General features: G+C 66.3%; 16 protein-coding genes. 5 read left to right on the top strand and 11 right to left on the bottom strand.

Features of this window, described 5'->3' with window-relative positions:
• Window positions 1-5 precede the first annotated feature (5 nt).
• A complete protein-coding gene (locus AB0J47_RS16960; protein WP_040686729.1) occupies window positions 6-419 on the top strand; it encodes a DUF5319 domain-containing protein in 414 nt (137 codons plus the stop codon).
• A 217-nt stretch (window positions 420-636) separates the two neighbouring features.
• On the opposite strand, the gene AB0J47_RS16955 is transcribed toward AB0J47_RS16960, so the two are convergent.
• From AB0J47_RS16955 to AB0J47_RS16945, 3 genes are all read right to left on the bottom strand, one after another.
• Entirely contained in the window at window positions 637-1,719 is a 1,083-nt protein-coding gene (locus AB0J47_RS16955) for an anti-sigma-D factor RsdA (protein ID WP_364346300.1), read from the bottom strand.
• A complete protein-coding gene (locus AB0J47_RS16950) occupies window positions 1,712-2,290 on the bottom strand; it encodes a sigma-70 family RNA polymerase sigma factor (RefSeq protein WP_364346298.1) in 579 nt (192 codons plus the stop codon). Before AB0J47_RS16950 ends, AB0J47_RS16955 begins: the two co-directional genes overlap by 8 nt.
• Before the next feature lie 127 nt (window positions 2,291-2,417).
• Complete coding sequence (locus tag AB0J47_RS16945) at window positions 2,418-3,281, bottom strand: hypothetical protein (protein WP_364346296.1); 864 nt, start codon at window positions 3,279-3,281, stop codon at window positions 2,418-2,420.
• Between the two features lie 624 nt (window positions 3,282-3,905).
• Here AB0J47_RS16945 and AB0J47_RS16940 point away from each other — a divergent pair.
• The 3 genes from AB0J47_RS16940 to AB0J47_RS16930 all read left to right on the top strand — a co-directional run bounded on the left by AB0J47_RS16940 (window position 3,906) and on the right by AB0J47_RS16930 (window position 5,367).
• Complete coding sequence (locus AB0J47_RS16940; protein WP_014981828.1) at window positions 3,906-4,199, top strand: WhiB family transcriptional regulator; 294 nt, start codon at window positions 3,906-3,908, stop codon at window positions 4,197-4,199.
• A gap of 339 nt (window positions 4,200-4,538) precedes the next feature.
• The gene (locus AB0J47_RS16935; RefSeq protein WP_364346538.1) at window positions 4,539-5,114 is read left to right on the top strand and encodes a sigma-70 family RNA polymerase sigma factor; all 576 of its coding nucleotides are present in this window, start codon (window positions 4,539-4,541) and stop codon (window positions 5,112-5,114) included.
• A gap of 1 nt (window position 5,115) precedes the next feature.
• Window positions 5,116-5,367, top strand: a complete 252-nt coding sequence (locus AB0J47_RS16930) for a hypothetical protein (protein ID WP_364346293.1) — start codon at window positions 5,116-5,118, stop codon at window positions 5,365-5,367.
• 268 nt (window positions 5,368-5,635) lie between these two features.
• Here the strand turns inward: AB0J47_RS16930 and groL are convergent, their stop codons facing one another.
• Window positions 5,636-7,246 carry a chaperonin GroEL gene (groL, locus tag AB0J47_RS16925; RefSeq protein ID WP_364346291.1) on the bottom strand — a complete coding sequence of 537 codons (1,611 nt, stop codon included), beginning with the start codon at window positions 7,244-7,246 and terminating at the stop codon, window positions 5,636-5,638.
• A gap of 88 nt (window positions 7,247-7,334) precedes the next feature.
• The gene (groES, locus tag AB0J47_RS16920) at window positions 7,335-7,634 is read right to left on the bottom strand and encodes a co-chaperone GroES (RefSeq protein WP_040686722.1); all 300 of its coding nucleotides are present in this window, start codon (window positions 7,632-7,634) and stop codon (window positions 7,335-7,337) included.
• A 712-nt stretch (window positions 7,635-8,346) separates the two neighbouring features.
• Between groES and AB0J47_RS16915 the strand changes: the two genes are divergently transcribed.
• The gene (locus AB0J47_RS16915; RefSeq protein WP_364346288.1) at window positions 8,347-9,888 is read left to right on the top strand and encodes an Hsp70 family protein; all 1,542 of its coding nucleotides are present in this window, start codon (window positions 8,347-8,349) and stop codon (window positions 9,886-9,888) included.
• Between the two features lie 214 nt (window positions 9,889-10,102).
• Here AB0J47_RS16915 and tsaD read toward each other — a convergent pair whose 3' ends face one another.
• From tsaD to alr, 6 genes are all read right to left on the bottom strand, one after another.
• A complete protein-coding gene (tsaD, locus tag AB0J47_RS16910) occupies window positions 10,103-11,146 on the bottom strand; it encodes a tRNA (adenosine(37)-N6)-threonylcarbamoyltransferase complex transferase subunit TsaD (RefSeq protein ID WP_364346286.1) in 1,044 nt (347 codons plus the stop codon).
• Window positions 11,143-11,661, bottom strand: coding sequence for a ribosomal protein S18-alanine N-acetyltransferase (rimI, locus tag AB0J47_RS16905; RefSeq protein WP_364346284.1), 519 nt, complete (start codon window positions 11,659-11,661; stop codon window positions 11,143-11,145). Before rimI ends, tsaD begins: the two co-directional genes overlap by 4 nt.
• A gap of 26 nt (window positions 11,662-11,687) precedes the next feature.
• Window positions 11,688-12,401 (bottom strand): tRNA (adenosine(37)-N6)-threonylcarbamoyltransferase complex dimerization subunit type 1 TsaB, encoded by a 714-nt coding sequence (gene tsaB, locus AB0J47_RS16900; protein WP_364346282.1) that lies wholly within the window; start codon window positions 12,399-12,401, stop codon window positions 11,688-11,690.
• A gap of 88 nt (window positions 12,402-12,489) precedes the next feature.
• Window positions 12,490-12,942: a tRNA (adenosine(37)-N6)-threonylcarbamoyltransferase complex ATPase subunit type 1 TsaE gene (gene tsaE, locus AB0J47_RS16895; protein ID WP_364346280.1), complete on the bottom strand. Its 453-nt coding sequence runs from the start codon at window positions 12,940-12,942 to the stop codon at window positions 12,490-12,492.
• The gene (locus AB0J47_RS16890; RefSeq protein WP_364346278.1) at window positions 12,935-14,008 is read right to left on the bottom strand and encodes an alpha/beta hydrolase; all 1,074 of its coding nucleotides are present in this window, start codon (window positions 14,006-14,008) and stop codon (window positions 12,935-12,937) included. The genes tsaE and AB0J47_RS16890 overlap by 8 nt, the downstream gene beginning before the upstream one ends.
• A complete protein-coding gene (gene alr / locus AB0J47_RS16885; protein ID WP_364346276.1) occupies window positions 14,005-15,144 on the bottom strand; it encodes an alanine racemase in 1,140 nt (379 codons plus the stop codon). The genes AB0J47_RS16890 and alr overlap by 4 nt, the downstream gene beginning before the upstream one ends.
• Window positions 15,145-15,293: the final 149 nt, after the last annotated feature.

The raw sequence follows: 15,293 nt of genomic DNA, 5'->3' as shown, positions 1-15,293 counted from the left end.
GGGGTGTGCGTGACCATCTACCACCTGGCTTGCCGCCGGATCCGTTCGCCGGAGACCCCTCCGACCCGTCCGCCGCGCTCGATGCCATCGAGCCCGGTGAACCGCTGGATCCCCACGAGCGCCTTGCGGTCGAGGAGGATCTCGCCGACCTTGCGGTGTATGAGGCACTACTAGCGCACCGCGGCATCCGAGGACTCGTGGTCAGCTGCGAAGACTGCAGACAAGATCACTACCACGACTGGGATATGCTGCGCGCCAATCTGCTTCAGCTGCTGGTCGACGGCACGGTGCGCCCGCACGAACCCGCCTACGACCCGATGCCGGAAGCGTATGTCACCTGGGATTACTGCCGGGGATACGCGGATGCCTCGATGAATGAGGCCTTCCACGGCGACGGATTCGACGGGTTCGACAGCTGACATCGCGCGCGCCCACACAGTGTGCTGACGCGCGCGCGATGTGAAATAGCTGACATACAAGAAGCCGACCGCCGGTCGGCGATCGGTTCATGCACGATTATTCGGATGCCCGCGCACCCACGCACGCGCGGAAGTGGCGGATATACATCCGCCACAGCGCTTCTACTGGATCGAGCGCTTTTCACGAACCGAAGCGCTGTTGGAGTGTCGACTCCGATTAAGTGGCCGGCCCCGATCCGGGCAAACCCGGCAAAGTCGGCAAACCGGTGGGGACCACGAAGGGCGGCGGCTGCTGATGAGTCGGGGGTTGCACGGGCGGGCCACTGTCCACGCTCGGCACGACCCCCGTGGGCTGGGTCCCCACCGCGGTGCTCGGCGGAGCCTGGCTCGTGTGACTGGGCTGTGTCGGCGGTTCCGGAGTAGTCACCGGCGGCTGGGTTGTCGGCACTGTCGACTTACCCGGTGTATTCGGTTCCGTCGTCGGCGCCTTCGTATCGACCGGCGGTGCCACCGCGGAGGTCGAACCAGTACCGTCCGAAGGCTTGATGGTCGACGAGTTGGTGCCATCGGTTGTTGCCGGATTGGGCGTCGTCGTCGATGTCGTGCTCGCCGCGAACGACTTCCCGATCTCCGGAGCGATCTTGTTCAACTCCGCGAGCAAGGCGTTGAATTCGTTGATTCGCTTGTCCCGCTTCACCGGATCGTCGATCAGCTCGGCATTCGCCTTGGCGCCCTCCAGCCTTGCCCTCGCCTGCTCCGGATTGTCCTGAGCGAGCATCACTTTCGCATTGGCCAGATCGCTGTCGGCGCGCTGCACCACGGTCGACTGCGCCTGTTCACTGAAAACGACTTCCTTGACCCGCCAGAGCGGATCGCCGGGAGCGGCGCCATAGGAGAACGCCGACAGACCACCGATGACCAGAGCCAGCGCGGCAGCCGTCCCGAGAATCGGACGGATAAGCCGTAGTCGCCCACCGGACTGCGCACCGATACGGACCTGCCGGGCACCGATCTCCTGGTTGACCGCCGCAACGATCTCATCGAGGTTCGGCCCGCCGGGCAGCGGCGGAGAAATCAGCTCCGCTCGCCAGTCCGCAAGCAGCGAGGCGAGCTGAAACTCCTCCGCGCTGTCGGTCTGTACCTGCCCGTTGCTAGCAATGGCATCGATCAGCGCATCGTCTCTGCGCACCGCAGCGATGTCCACCGGACCGGTGTCACCACTCCCGGCGTAGGGACCGCTATTTCGCGATCCACGTCGCGCCTTCCAGTCGCCCCGACCGCGCTCGCCATCCCTAGCCATACATTTCACCTGCCCTCGCCACTTGTGACTTCAGTTTCGCGAGCGCCCGGTGTTGGGCGACGCGTATCGCACCCGCCGTACTGCCCACGGCGACTGCGGTTTCTTCTGCTGACAAACCCATGACCAAACGCAGGATCAGAATCTCTCGATGCTTCTCCGGAAGCGTCGCGAGCAGGGTGTTCATCTGCCTGCTCGTTTCGGACTCGAGAGCTCGCTGTTCCGGCCCCTGGTCGGTGGATATGACATCTGGTACTTCGGCCATTGCCTCCGCCTTGTTACGGGCGGCGTTGCGATGAGCGTCGGCAACCTTGTGCGAAGCGATTCCGTATACGAAGGCCATGAAGGGCCTGCCCTGGTCCTGATACCGGGGCAGAGCTGTCATCACGGCCAGACATACCTCCTGCGCAACGTCGTCCGCGGAGAGCTGTCCACGCTCCGCGGCGCCGATCCGCGCGCGGCAATAGCGCACCACCAACGGGCGGACCAATTCGAGTACCTGGGCTAAAGCGGATCTGTCGCCCTGCGCAGCGGCAGCGACGGCGAGGTCCAACTCTTCGCCCGTGTTCGTCATCGTCAGAGAATTTCCTGGCGTTACAAGTGGCACCGGCGGTGATGACCAGTGCTTCCGCCGAAGGGGCGGAACGGGTCTAACAATAGCGATACAACCCGTGGATCCGGGCAACACGGTGGTGTCTTGATCAGACGCGGGAATCACTCATGGGACGAAAGCGCCCGCCACGACGGCCGATGGTCTGCGCGCACCCCTGCGCCTCGGCCGCGGCCGCGCTTGCGTGAGCCCCCGTGCACACCCCGGAGCGCAACATCGAACTGGCCCAACGCAATGGGAGCAACCCGTGCTCGCGGCACTGCTCGGCTACCGCATCGGCGAGCGTGCGCGCGCGTTCGGTATCGCCGGATGCCGCGGCGGTCGCGGCTACCAAGAGCCGGGACTTGACCCGGTGTCGGACCGACGGTGCGTCCTCGGCCAGCGCGAGGGCCGTCGCGGCGTGGGGTGCGGCGGCGCCGGCGGCGCCGGAAGCGAGTGCGGTCTCCGCGCAGACCCAATGCCAGCGGATCAGGGTCCGCCAGCCGTGCGGCGACTGCACCACGGTCATCGCGTCATGGCTGCGCCGGAGCAGGCGGGTGGCGAGCGCCAGGCGGCCGGTGCCCAGCGCGTCGGCCGCGAGACCGGTCAGCGCGTCACAGATCGCGTCCACGCGAGCGGGCCCGAACGCATCGCCCGTAGGCAGGATCAACGCTGCCGCGCGACCGTCGTGGACGGCGGCGCGAGCATGCCAGCCGAGCTGACGCAGAAACGAGCCTTCGGTACTCGCGGCCAGCGCCAGCAACACCGGATCGGTGGTGCGCTCGCGCAACGTCCGCAACTCTGCGCGTGCCGCGGCATACCAGCCCTGACCACCGAAAATCACCGCCCGGTACCAGCAATCGAGCGGGTTCGTGGCGGCTGGCAACTCGGTAGCGGCACGGCCGGGGTGGGTACCGAAAGCCGCGTCGGCAAGCATGGCGGACTCGATATATATAGGGGAAGCAGGCACGAGCACGGCCGAACTCTAACCCGAGCGCCGCATGTGACCCCGCACGAGAAACCGTCCGTCAGGTACTTCCGGCTAATATTGAGCATTTCATCGCCGTAGCCATGTTTCCACCAAGTAAAAGTACTTCCGGCAATCACTTAGCTTGTGTGACCGGAATTCACATGCGTTTCGCGCAATTAACCTGAGCGCCCCGTTTCTGCCATCTCCGATCGACCGGACATCGCAACGGCCCGCCGACGGTGTGATAGGACCCACGTTCGCGCCAACTCGCTACCAACCGGGGATGCAACCGCCTACCCGTTCCCACCTGCGGGAATGCGGAATACTGACGCCATGCGAAGACACCCCAGCCTCTGGTCAACCGATCAGTATTACCGGACGGTCCCAAAAAGTAAACAGCTTCGAGGTTAAATTTCGCAGCTTAAGATTTAGAAAACTGCTGCATCGAACTATTGACGGAATTTCGCGGCTGGACCTAACGTAGCTCATCGCCACGGTCGGCGCCGCGCGAAATTGCAGCGACCGCAATAGGCGAGCCCATGGCACGCCGCCGACCCAGCGCCGTGGCCACAACTGTTGCAGAACAACTGCTCGACAACGCTGACGAGCTCGCACCACGAGGAGTTCACCATGCCCATGCCGACTCACCTCCCCGGACCGAACGCGGACGTCTGGGACTGGCAGATGCGGGGATCCTGCCGAGGCCAGGATTCCGCGGTGTTTTTCCACCCCGACGGTGAACGCGGCCGCGCGCGTACCGCACGCGAGATGCGCGCCAAGGAGATCTGCCGGGCCTGCCCAGTGCTCATGCAGTGCCGCAGCCACGCGCTCAAAGTCAGCGAGCCCTATGGCATCTGGGGCGGTATGTCCGAAACCGAGCGCGAGATGCACGCCCGGCGCAACCGTCGTCGCATGGCCGTTTGAGACCAACTTCTTCCCATCCATGTGGCGCGGCGCGCCGAATGCCTAGCAAACACCCGGCGCTGGCCACAAGCCGAAGTCGGTTGTACATACGGTGTTTCGCGAAAACCATCGGCGTGTCACGGCGTGTTCCCGCCAGAAACGTCTGGCGCGTCGAGGTTTACAGGGAAGTTGCTGGCCCGCATACGGTCCGCTGATACCCCACCGCACGGGGTTCGATAGCGGCCCGCTACGGTAGTGACCGATGACACAGAATGGAGCGTTGTGACAACGCGGCCGCCGGCCGCAGAGGGCGACTCGTTCCGAAGAGAAGCCATCCCACCCACCGTTGCTTTCAACGGAGTGGAATCTGCGGTAACGGCACGCGCCGCCGAAAGTATCGAGCTCGCCGCACTTCTCGAACGTTGCGGCCGGTCCGACCAGCAGGCATTCGCCGAGCTCTACGACCGAACGTGCGCTCGCGTGTTCGGCCTGGTGCTACGCGTCCTGCACGATCCCGGCTACGCGGAGGAGACCACCCAGGAGGTGTATCTCCAGATCTGGCGGACCGCGTCCAGTTTCGACGCGAACAAAGGATCCGCGGTGACGTGGTTGATGACCCTCGCACATCGACGGGCCGTCGACCGTGTCCGCGCCGAACAGGCCCATACCCTGCGCGAAGTCGCGTATGGCATAAGGGTTCTCGGTAACGAGTTCGATGAGGTCACCGAAGAAGTGGAGCGGAGGCTCGAGCAGCAGGCCGTCCAGGCGGGTCTAGGGACATTGACACAGACTCAGCGGGAAGCCATTTCGCTCGCCTACTACGGCGGGCGAACCTACGCGGAAGTCGCCGACTTCCTCGGCGTAGGGTTACCGACCGTTAAGTCCCGTATACGGGACGGATTGACACGACTGAAGAAAAGTTTGGGGGTGACGTGAGATGAACGAAGCTCGGATCGATCTCGCGCACGCCGTCGCGCTCGGATCGATCGACGACGAAGACCACAATGCGGTACAGGAAGTGCTCGACGGCGAGGACCCCGCACTACGTGCGGAATTCGTGACCGAAGTCCAGCAAACGGCCGAAGTCCTCGCCGCTCTCGCGCAGGCGTCGGCGGCCACGCCGCCCGCCGCCCTACGCGCCAGATTGCTCGCCGCCATCGCCGCTGAGCAGCCACCCGTCGCCTCTTGATCCGCTCTTCCCGTCATCCCCCACGGGATAATTGATTTCGCTGGCACATGGGTAACTCGTCGGGTATGCCCAGAAGTCGGCTCGAGACCAACCGTCGGCCAGCGACGAAACTCTCGACGCCACCCAACTCGTCGGGAACAGGCCCGGGGGTGCGGGGAGCCGCGATTGATATTTTTCGACTTGTTGCGCGGTATTGCGTTCATATTGTTCACAAAACGAAGGCCCCCGGGACGTACGGTCCCGGGGGCCTTTTGCCGTCGGCCTGCGCTCAGTGCGCGTGACCGTGGTGGCTGTGGTCGTGCTCCTCTTCGGCGGGCTTCTCGACCACGGCGCTCTCAGTGGTGAGGATCATCCGGGCCACCGACGCCGCGTTCACGACAGCGGAACGGGTCACCTTGACCGGGTCGACGACACCGTCGGTGAGCAGATCACCATAGGTGAGGGTGGCGGCATTGAAGCCCTCCTTGCCCTCGGCGACCTTGCTGACTACCACGGAACCGTCCACGCCAGCGTTGGTGGCGATCCAGTACAGCGGCGCCCGCAGTGCGGTACGCACCGCCTCGACGCCGATGGCCTCGTCACCGGAGAGCGAGTCGCGCAGTTCGACGAGCTTGGCGGCGGCGTGCACCAGGGCGGTGCCACCACCGGGCACGATGCCCTCGTCGACGGCGGCCTTGGCCGCGCTCACCGCGTCCTCGACCCGGTACTTGCGCTCCTTGAGCGCGGTCTCGGTGGCCGCGCCGACCTTGATCACCGCGACGCCGCCGGCCAGCTTGGCCAGGCGCTCCTCGAGCTTCTCCCGATCCCAATCCGAATCGGTGGCCTCGATCTCGCGTCGCAGCTGCGCGCCGCGGGCCGCGATGTCCTCGGCGGTGCCGGCACCATCGATGATCGTGGTGTCATCCTTGGTGACGACCACGCGACGCGCCTTGCCGAGCACCTCGATGCCCGCCTCGCGCAGCGAGATCCCCAGATCCGGGTTGACCACGGTGCCCGCGGTGACGACGGCGAGGTCGTCGAGGAAGGCCTTGCGCCGGTCACCGAAGAACGGCGCCTTCACCGCAACGGCCTTGAGGGTCTTGCGGATCGAGTTGACCACCAGGGTGGACAACGCCTCGCCGTCGACGTCCTCGGCGATGATCAGCACCGGCTTGCCGGATTCGGCGATCTTCTCCAACAGCGGGAGCAGATCGGGCAGCGAGCTGATCTTCTCCCGGTTCAGCAGGATGTAGGCGTCCTCGAGGACGGCCTGCTGGCTGTCGGCATCGGTAATGAAGTAGGGCGAGAGGTAGCCCTTGTCGAACTGCACGCCCTCGGTGACAACGAGTTCGGTCTGCAGCGTCGAGGATTCCTCGACGGTGACGACGCCGTCCTTGCCGACGGTGGTCAGCGCCTTGCCGACCATTTCGCCGATCTCCTCATCGCGCGAGGAGACGGTGGCGACCTGTGCGATGGCCTGCGCACCGGAGACCGGGGTGGCCAGCGCGAGCAGCGCCTCGGAGACCGCGTCGGCGGCCTTGGCGATACCCGAACCGACCGCGATCGGATTCGCGCCCGCGGCAACGTTCTTCAGACCCGCGCGCACCAGCGCCTGGGCCAGCACGGTGGCGGTGGTCGTGCCGTCACCTGCGACATCGTTGGTCTTGGTGGCGACGCTCTTGACCAGCTGCGCGCCGAGGTTCTCGAAAGGGTCCTCGAGGTCGATATCGCGCGCGATGGTGACACCGTCGTTGGTCACGGTCGGGCCGCCGAAGGCTTTGGCGAGCACGACGTGGCGACCACGCGGCCCGAGGGTGACCTTCACCGCGTCGGCGAGCTTGTCGACGCCGCGCTCGAGAGCACGACGAGCCTTCTCGTCGAACTCGATCTGCTTTGCCATGTGTTTGTCAGCTCCTGTGTGTTCTGGGCCGAACGCACTCCGCCCCGGGTCGCGAAAGACACCGGGGCGGAACGCATGTGCCTATCGGCTACTTGGTGACGACGGCCAGGATGTCGCGCGCCGACAGGATGAGGTATTCCTCGCCCTGGTACTTGATCTCGGTGCCGCCGTACTTGCTGTAGATGACGACGTCGCCTTCCTTGACGTCGACCGGGATGCGGTCACCCTTGTCGGTGACGCGTCCTTCGCCGACGGCGATGACGGTGCCCTCCTGCGGCTTCTCCTTCGCCGTGTCGGGGATGACCAGGCCGGAGGCCGTCGTCGTCTCGGCCTCGTTGGCCTGGACGAGGATCTTGTCCTCGAGCGGCTTGATGTTCACGCTCGCCACGTTGAGCCCTCCACTTTCAGGGGATTTACGGTCGTCCGGAACTGTTGTCCCGGACCATCGGTATCGGTGTTGTATCGAGCGCCCCGCATACAGTCGCCGGTCACTCGAACTCGACCCTGCGCATCAGCCCCGTCGTCGCGGGTGCCGGGACCCCTGCTCAGTAGTCGAACTGGCACGCACATCACACAGTGCCGACTAGCACTCTATACATGAGAGTGCCAGCGCTCAAGGTTGGACTGTGCCAAAACCGTTGGTCCCCGCCCAAGCGTGTCGTTTTCCGACACGTGTGCGCCACGCCACGCCCAGATGTCTGAGGGCTTCCCAAGACTTCGGCAAATCTGTAACGTTCGGATAACGGATTGTGACAGTATTGACGACGGCCGTGTTCCGCTCGCCGTGTTCGTCACGAACCGGCGCCATGGGGGAGCGCAAAGCGTCACGAAACACCCAGTGCCACAGAGCAATACCCGCTCCGCAAGAGCAAGATCAGCGTCAGTACCGAGTTCCAACAGCGTCACAACACCAGCGTTTTTCCACAAGAAGCTTCACCAGAGGGCAAGACCACACGTGATCCATGGCCGTCCCAGCGACCCATCCGGACAACGGGTCGGCCCGGTCCCGCGTCCGGATCGCTCGCCATCCACGCGAGCTGTCCGGCTGTCCATTCGAGATGGTCGGCGACACCATGACCATCCGCTCGAAGGGAGGTGACATGCGAACATCCCTCGGCATATCGGCCGGTAACGAGGTCGTGTGCTCGGCGCTGGTCGCTACCGCGTCCAACGGCGCACAGAGTTTCGACTACCGAGTGGTTTCCGCGGACGCGGCCCACTCCGATCTCGGCGATCTCGTGGCGTCCTCGATCGAGCTGATGACCACCCAGCTTCCGACCACGCAACTCTCCTATGACGTGGCGTTTCCGGCGCATCCGGTCGGTGCGCGCTTCGCCGGTGCGAAATCGATCGGTGTCGATTCCGCCGCCGGTCGCCCGCCCACCAGCGTCGCGGTCGCCTACCGCAGCAAAGAGCAGGCGCAGGTGATCCGGTCGGCCACCGGCAAACAGCGCGACCTGCGGCTGGTGCCGGAAGGTACTGCGGCACTTACGTATTTGCGGCACACCGGACTCGTGGACCGCTACGATACGGTCGCCATCGTCGATCTCGGCGCGACCGGTCTCAGCATCACAGTGGCCGACCGGGCCGACTCCACCATCCTGCGCACCGAACGCACCCCGGCGGTCAGCGGCAACGCCATCGATGAGCTGATCTATCACCATCTCGTCGATCTGCACTACGCCCGGCGCGGCACCCGACCCAACCGGGGCATGCTGACCAATCGCGGCCGCGCCGCCAAGGAACATCTATCGATCGCGCCCGCCGTGACCATCGACCATGTCGCCGGGCAGCCGCTCAAGCTGACCAGGGCCGACTTCGAGGAACTGATCTCGGATCTGCTACGCGAGACCGCCGTCTTCGCCGCTGCGGCATTCGCGCGGGCCCCGAAATTGCCACAGGCCGTAATCGTGATCGGCGGCGGGGCCAATATTCCCGCCGTCCTGTCCACCCTCGAACACGCGTTGGACATTCCGGTGCACACCATCGACGATCCGGAGGCGGTGATCGCGAAAGGCGCCGCGCTGGTGGCGGATTCGGCACAACCGTCGGTATTCCCGGTGGTCGGCGCCGCCGACGCGCCGGTCGGTACCTTCACCAAGGTCGTCGGCACGCTGGCGGGTGCGATCGTGGTGGTCGGGCTGGTCATCGGCTACGGGGTGAAAACCTTCGCGCCGACCGGGGACGACGAGATCTCCCCCGCGGGCACCACGAGCAGCGCCCAACTACCCACGGCGCCGGTGACGGTGGTGCCACCGACCGGTGCGGGCACTTCGACCACCGGCCCGAACCGGGAGAGCACCAACCGGCCCTCCGGCGCCAATATCCCCTCACTCACCCCGGACCGTAGCCAACCGGCCACCTCGACCGCCTCGTCGCCCGTCGGGACCACCCCCGCCGCGCCGACGCTGCGCCCGGATCCGAACCTGCCGCCGATCCCGTTCCCCGAGTTACTCGGACCGCTGTTCGGAAATCCGAACTCGCCGGGTGCAGGGTCGTCGGGGCAGGACCGCGGTCCGGCGTCAGCGCCGCAATCGGGGCCGACACAAACACCTGCGCAGTCACGAATCCCATTCCCGCCCAAGGCGAATTCGGGGTCGAGTGCGGGGCAGTCGGGGCACCAGGTCGGGCCCGACGACTGAGGTCGCGCTCCGTAGGACCAGGGCAGCGACCGAGCGGGCACTAAGGACCGGGTGCAGTTGCTCCGTGGCCGCGTAGGGCGCGACCGTCCCTGCCAACGGGCACCCCCCAGGGCGCACGACTGGACAGATGATCACGTGGAAACCCTGGCGGCAAACCGCGACCGCCCTCAGTGCCATCTGATCTTGATTGTGTCAGCGCTCCCTAGCGCAGGGGTCAGCCGACTTGGCTGACGGAGACCGGGAGGCCGGGGTCGGTGGCGACGGTCAGGGCGGATGGGAGTGCGCCGCCGGCGATTACGTGGGCGCCGAGCGCGGCGATCATTACGCCGTTGTCGGTGCACAGGCGGGGTTTGGGGACGCGCAGGCGCAATCCGGCTGCAGCACAGCGATCTTCGGCCATCGAACGGATCCGGGAGTTGGCGGTGGCGCCGCCGCCCAGGACCAGGGTGTCGACGCCGACGTCCTGGGCCGCGCGCACTGCCTTCATGGTGAGTACGTCGGCGACCGATTCCTGGAACGATGCCGCGATGTCCGGGATCGGCAGTTCATCGGCGGTGAAACCGTTGCGCTGAGCCGCCTCGACGTAGCGGGCGACAGCGGTTTTCAGGCCGGAGAAGGAGAAGTCGTAGCGGGGATCGCGCGGGCCGGTCATGCCGCGCGGGAAGGCGATGGCCTTCGGATCGCCATGTGCCGCAGCGGCATCCAGCGCCGGTCCGCCCGGGAAGCCGAGGCCGAGTAGCCGGGCGACCTTGTCGAAGGCTTCGCCCGCCGCGTCGTCGACAGTGCTGCCGAGTTCGACGATCGGCTCGGCCAGATTCGTGACGTGCAGCAGATGCGTGTGCCCACCGGAGACCAGCAGCGCGACGCACGGCGGCATCGGGCCGTGCTCGAGGGTGTCCACCGCGACGTGTCCGCCGAGATGATTCAGCGCGTAGAACGGTACATCCCACGCCGCCGCATAGGCTTTCGCGGCCGCGACGCCGACCAGCAGCGCACCGGCCAGTCCGGGTCCGATGGTCACTGCGAGCGCATCGGGCTTGCTGATGCCCGCGGCGGCGAGTGCTCGGCGCATCGCGGGCACGATGGCCTCGAGGTGTGCGCGAGAGGCGATCTCCGGGACCACACCGCCGAAGCGGGCGTGCTGTTCGACGCTGGAGGCGACCTCGTCGGCGAGCAGTTCGCAGGTGCCGTCGGGGTGTCGACGCACAATGCCGACTCCCGTTTCGTCGCAGGAACTTTCGATGCCCATGACGATCACGACAGCACCTCGTTCGGTTGTGCCGATTCGGCAGGCCGCGGGCGCCAGGCCGGGTTCGCCGCTAGTTCCGGTCTGCGCATGGTGTAGGCATCGGCGCCGCTGGGGTGGTAGTAGTTCTTGCGCAGGCCGATGATGTGGAAGCCGTGCTTGGCGTAGAGCGCGATGGCGGGGGCGTTGTCGGTGCGCACCTCGAGGAAGACCGGCCCGCCGCGCTTACCGGCCTCGGCGAGCAGCGCCTCGAGCAGCATCGTGCCGATACCGCCGCGATGGCAGCCGGGATCGACACCGATGGTGTGCACCTCGGCCTCGGGATGTTCGGCATCACCGAGTAGCGCGATACCCGCATAGCCGACCATCCGCCCGGCCTCGTCGCGCGCGACGATATAGCGGTTGTGCGGCCCGGCCAGTTCCGAGCGGAAGGACACCGCCTGCCACGGATCGTCCTCCGGGAACAACAATTGCTCGAGTTCGACACAGCGCTCGATATCCACAACGTCCATGGGCTCGATGCGCATCACGGATCTGCTCGGCTGCACGGCCGTCACGCTCCCGTCCGGTCGAGCGTGCGGTAGCTGCGTTCGACCGCATCCGGTCTGCGCAAGTACAACGGGACCAACGGTTCCGGCACGGTGCGCGCCAGCAGTTCGGCAGCCGCGACTCGCACCAGACCGGCCGGCGACGGCGTCTCGGCCGGAAGCACGGGCAGGTCGAACAGGTCGACGTGCGAGGCGGATCCTGCGATCATGGTGGCCTGTACGGGATCCAGGTCACCTGGCTTGCTCACCTCTGGGCCGTCGATGCGATATCCGTCACGGTAGCGAGCCCAATACACTTCGCGGCGGCGCGCGTCGGTGACCACGAGCAGTTCGCTCTCGGGTGTGATGTCCGGCAGCAGGGAGGGTTCGAGCACCGCGTCAGCGGCGATCGCATCGAGGCTGCATACGCCGTAGACCGGGACGCCGAGCGCGTCACCGAAGGCGGCGGCGGTCGCCATGCCGACCCGCAGTCCGGTGAACGGACCCGGCCCGATGCCGACCACGACGGCCTCGATATCGGCCCTGGAACGATCTGCCTCCGAGAGGCATTCGAGGATTTGCGGGGTGAGCACCTCGGCGTGGGCGCGGGCGTCGACTCGGACGCGAGCGGCGAGGGTGCGCACCCGCGCCGGGGCGACGGTGCCGGATGCGGCCTGCTCCAGTTCGACCAATCCCGCTGTTACGGCGGGTGTCGCGGTGTCGACGGCTAATACAAGCATGATTGACCCAACGATACCGGGTGGTACCTGCGCGCGGTGCGGAGCTACTCGGTCGTTATGGCGCAAGGAACATCCACCATTTCGCGAGCTAGCCGACCCATTCCCAGATCGCGGTGCGGACTTCGGAATTCGGTTCGCGCGAGAGCAGCACGTACAGGTGTCGCTCGGCGAGGTGTTCCACGACACCCTTGCCCCACTCCACCACCACGACTGCCTGATGCAGATCGGTGTCGAGATCGAGGGCGTCCAGTTCGTCCAGATCGCCGGCGAGTCGGTAGGCGTCCACATGCACCAGCGGCACCGGCGCGGCGCCCTGGCGCTGTCCGGCCCGATGCTGGCGGGCGATGATGAAGGTCGGCGAGCTGACCCGGCCCTGCACACCGAGGCCCTCGGCGATGCCGCGAGTCAGGGCGGTTTTGCCCGCGCCGAGCGGCCCGTCGAGTACCACCAGATCACCCGCATCCAATCCGGCGGCGAGTTCGCGACCGAAGGCCTCGGTGTCGGCGACCGTGGGCAGAATCCGTTGCTGCCGTTCAGCCACCGGCGACCTCCGCGGTTGATGGGGTGTCCTCGATCACGCCGGCGCGCATGAGCAGCCGGTCGAGTGCGGCGTTGACGATATCCGGGAATTGCATATGCGCCATATGCGCGGCGTCATCAAGGCGGACGAGTTCGCAATCGGGCAATTCGCGTGCCAGCGCGCGCGCATTTCGGAACGGGATGACGACATCGTGCGCGCCGCCCATCACCAGCACCGGCAGGCCCGCGAGCGTCGGCAGTGCGGCCGATTCGTCGTGCAGTTCGATTGCCTTCAGGAATCTCACGATCGTTTCGACGGGTGTGCAGTCGATCATGAGCGTGGTGAAGCGCGAGAGGGTGGGACCTACGTCCCCGTGAAACGAGCTGACGTGCAGTATCGGCGTGATCACATGCCCGACGGTGCTGCGCCCGGCCTGCACCAATGCGGGGGCGGTGTGCACGGCCAAGCGGAAACCGTCGACGGCCGGATTGCGCAGCAACTGCGTGATGCCCGCCGAGGTGACCTCGGCGGCGGCGGTCGAGAGCAGTCCGACTCCGATCACTCGCGCCGCGAACAACTCCGGGAACTGCGCCGCCGCGGCCAGCACCGCCATGCCGCCGAGCGAATGACCGACCAGTGCGACCGGACCGGTCGGGGCGGTCGCCTCGATAACGGACGCCAGATCGCGACCGAGTTGGGCGACAGTGCAACTGTCGGTAGTCGGGGTGCCGGAGCGGCCGTGGCCGCGCAGATCGAAGAAGACCAGGCGAACGCTTGCGCCCCAACGCTTTTCCAGATCACGGCGCTGGAAGTGGTAGGACTCCATGGTGTTGCAGAAGCCGTGCACGAAGATCACGGTGACCGGAGCATCGGGCGGACCGCATTCCCGGGTGGCCAGGCGCACACCGTCTTCGGTGAGCACCGCACCGGAACGGTCCTCGTCGAGCAGGGCGAAGTTCTCGTCGCGATATTCATCGACGCGAGCGGGCCAGAGCACGCGGGCACCGGCGCGACGCAAAGCGTGGGCACCGGCCAGCGCGGCGACCACACCGGCGGTTGCCAGTCCGCCCCGGACGACTGATCTCATCGGATTCCCCCTATATGGCGCCGCACCACCCGGCCGTGCGGCGCGCACACGATCTCGTAATGGATGGTGCCGAGCAGATCGGCCCAGTCTTGGGCGCGGGGTTGGTCCGCGCCGAACAAGATCGCGGTGTCGCCCTCGGTGACGCCTGCGGCATTGTCGCCCAGATCGACGACGAACTGGTCCATGCAGATGCGCCCCACATTGGGGCGCAACGCGCCGCCGAGCCACACCGTGAAGCGGTTGCTCAACGGGCGGAACACACCGTCAGCGTATCCGGCGGGGATAAGGGCCACGGTGGTGTCGTGCGGTGCGATCCACTCGTGGCCGTAGGAAACGCCCTCACCAGCAGCGACCTGTTTGACCAAGGCGACTCGCGCTTGCAAAGTCATCGCCGGGCGCAGACCGAACTCACCGAGTTCGGGTATCGGGGTCAGTCCGTACATCGCGATACCGGGCCGGACCATATCGAAGGCCAGATCCGGGCGGGTCACCGTTGCGGCCGAGTTCGCGAGGTGCACCAGTTCTGGTTCGAGGCCGTGCTCCTTGGCGGCGGCGATGGCCTCGACGAAGCGGTCGCGCTGGACGTCGAGGAAGGGGTGTTCCGGCTCGTCGGCGTGTGCGAGGTGGGAGAAGATCGCGCGGAATCGCACCACCTGTTCGTCCACCAGCGTGCGCAAGGCCACCAGCACCGCCGGGTATTCGGACGGTGCAATGCCGTTGCGGTTGAGGCCGGTGTCGACCTTGAGCGAGACGACCGCGGTCCGGCCGGTTGCGCGCGCCGCGACCTCGATCGCACGCAGGTGCTCCAGGGAGGAGACGCCGATCTCGATATCCTGCTCGATCGCGGCGCCGAAGTCGGCATCGGAATTATTGAGCCAGCACAGGATCGGGGCGGCAATCCCGGCGGTGCGCAACTGCACCGCCTCGGCGACCGTGGTGACCCCGAGTTCCGCCGCTCCTGCCGCCAGCGCGGCCCGCCCGACCTCGACGGCGCCATGGTTGTAGCCGTCGGCCTTGACCACCGCCATCACCGCCGCATCCCCCGCATATTCACGCAGGACCCGCACGTTGTGGGCAATGGCATCCAGATCGATAACCGTCTCCACTTGCGCCTCCACGCTTAGTGATCCTGCCATTCGGCGACTGGCTCGCGCGAGGGCGTCGGTTCATGTCCAAGGGGGGAGGGCGCGCACGACGCGTGATGACGAGGCGGCAGCGGCAGTTGGCGGCGAGCGCAGGTAGAACGCGAACGGCCGCGCGGTTACCGAGACCAGCGCGTCTGGTG

Source organism: Nocardia sp. NPDC049737, from assembly GCF_040674755.1.
Classification (GTDB): Bacteria; Actinomycetota; Actinomycetes; order Mycobacteriales; family Mycobacteriaceae; genus Nocardia.
The sequence above is the reverse complement of the archived record's forward strand: the minus strand, read 5'-3'. Positions and strand labels throughout refer to the sequence as shown.

Coding starts and splice junctions, on each gene's coding strand:
- AB0J47_RS16955 (WP_364346300.1), bottom strand. CDS start 1,719: ATGGCTAGGGATGGCGAGCGCGGTCGGGGCGACTGGAAGGCGCGACGT.
- AB0J47_RS16950 (WP_364346298.1), bottom strand. CDS start 2,290: ATGACGAACACGGGCGAAGAGTTGGACCTCGCCGTCGCTGCCGCTGCG.
- AB0J47_RS16940 (WP_014981828.1), top strand. CDS start 3,906: ATGCCCATGCCGACTCACCTCCCCGGACCGAACGCGGACGTCTGGGAC.
- AB0J47_RS16930 (WP_364346293.1), top strand. CDS start 5,116: ATGAACGAAGCTCGGATCGATCTCGCGCACGCCGTCGCGCTCGGATCG.
- groL (WP_364346291.1), bottom strand. CDS start 7,246: ATGGCAAAGCAGATCGAGTTCGACGAGAAGGCTCGTCGTGCTCTCGAG.
- AB0J47_RS16915 (WP_364346288.1), top strand. CDS start 8,347: ATGCGAACATCCCTCGGCATATCGGCCGGTAACGAGGTCGTGTGCTCG.
- rimI (WP_364346284.1), bottom strand. CDS start 11,661: ATGCGCATCGAGCCCATGGACGTTGTGGATATCGAGCGCTGTGTCGAA.
- tsaB (WP_364346282.1), bottom strand. CDS start 12,401: ATGCTTGTATTAGCCGTCGACACCGCGACACCCGCCGTAACAGCGGGA.
- AB0J47_RS16890 (WP_364346278.1), bottom strand. CDS start 14,008: ATGAGATCAGTCGTCCGGGGCGGACTGGCAACCGCCGGTGTGGTCGCC.
- alr (WP_364346276.1), bottom strand. CDS start 15,144: ATGGCAGGATCACTAAGCGTGGAGGCGCAAGTGGAGACGGTTATCGAT.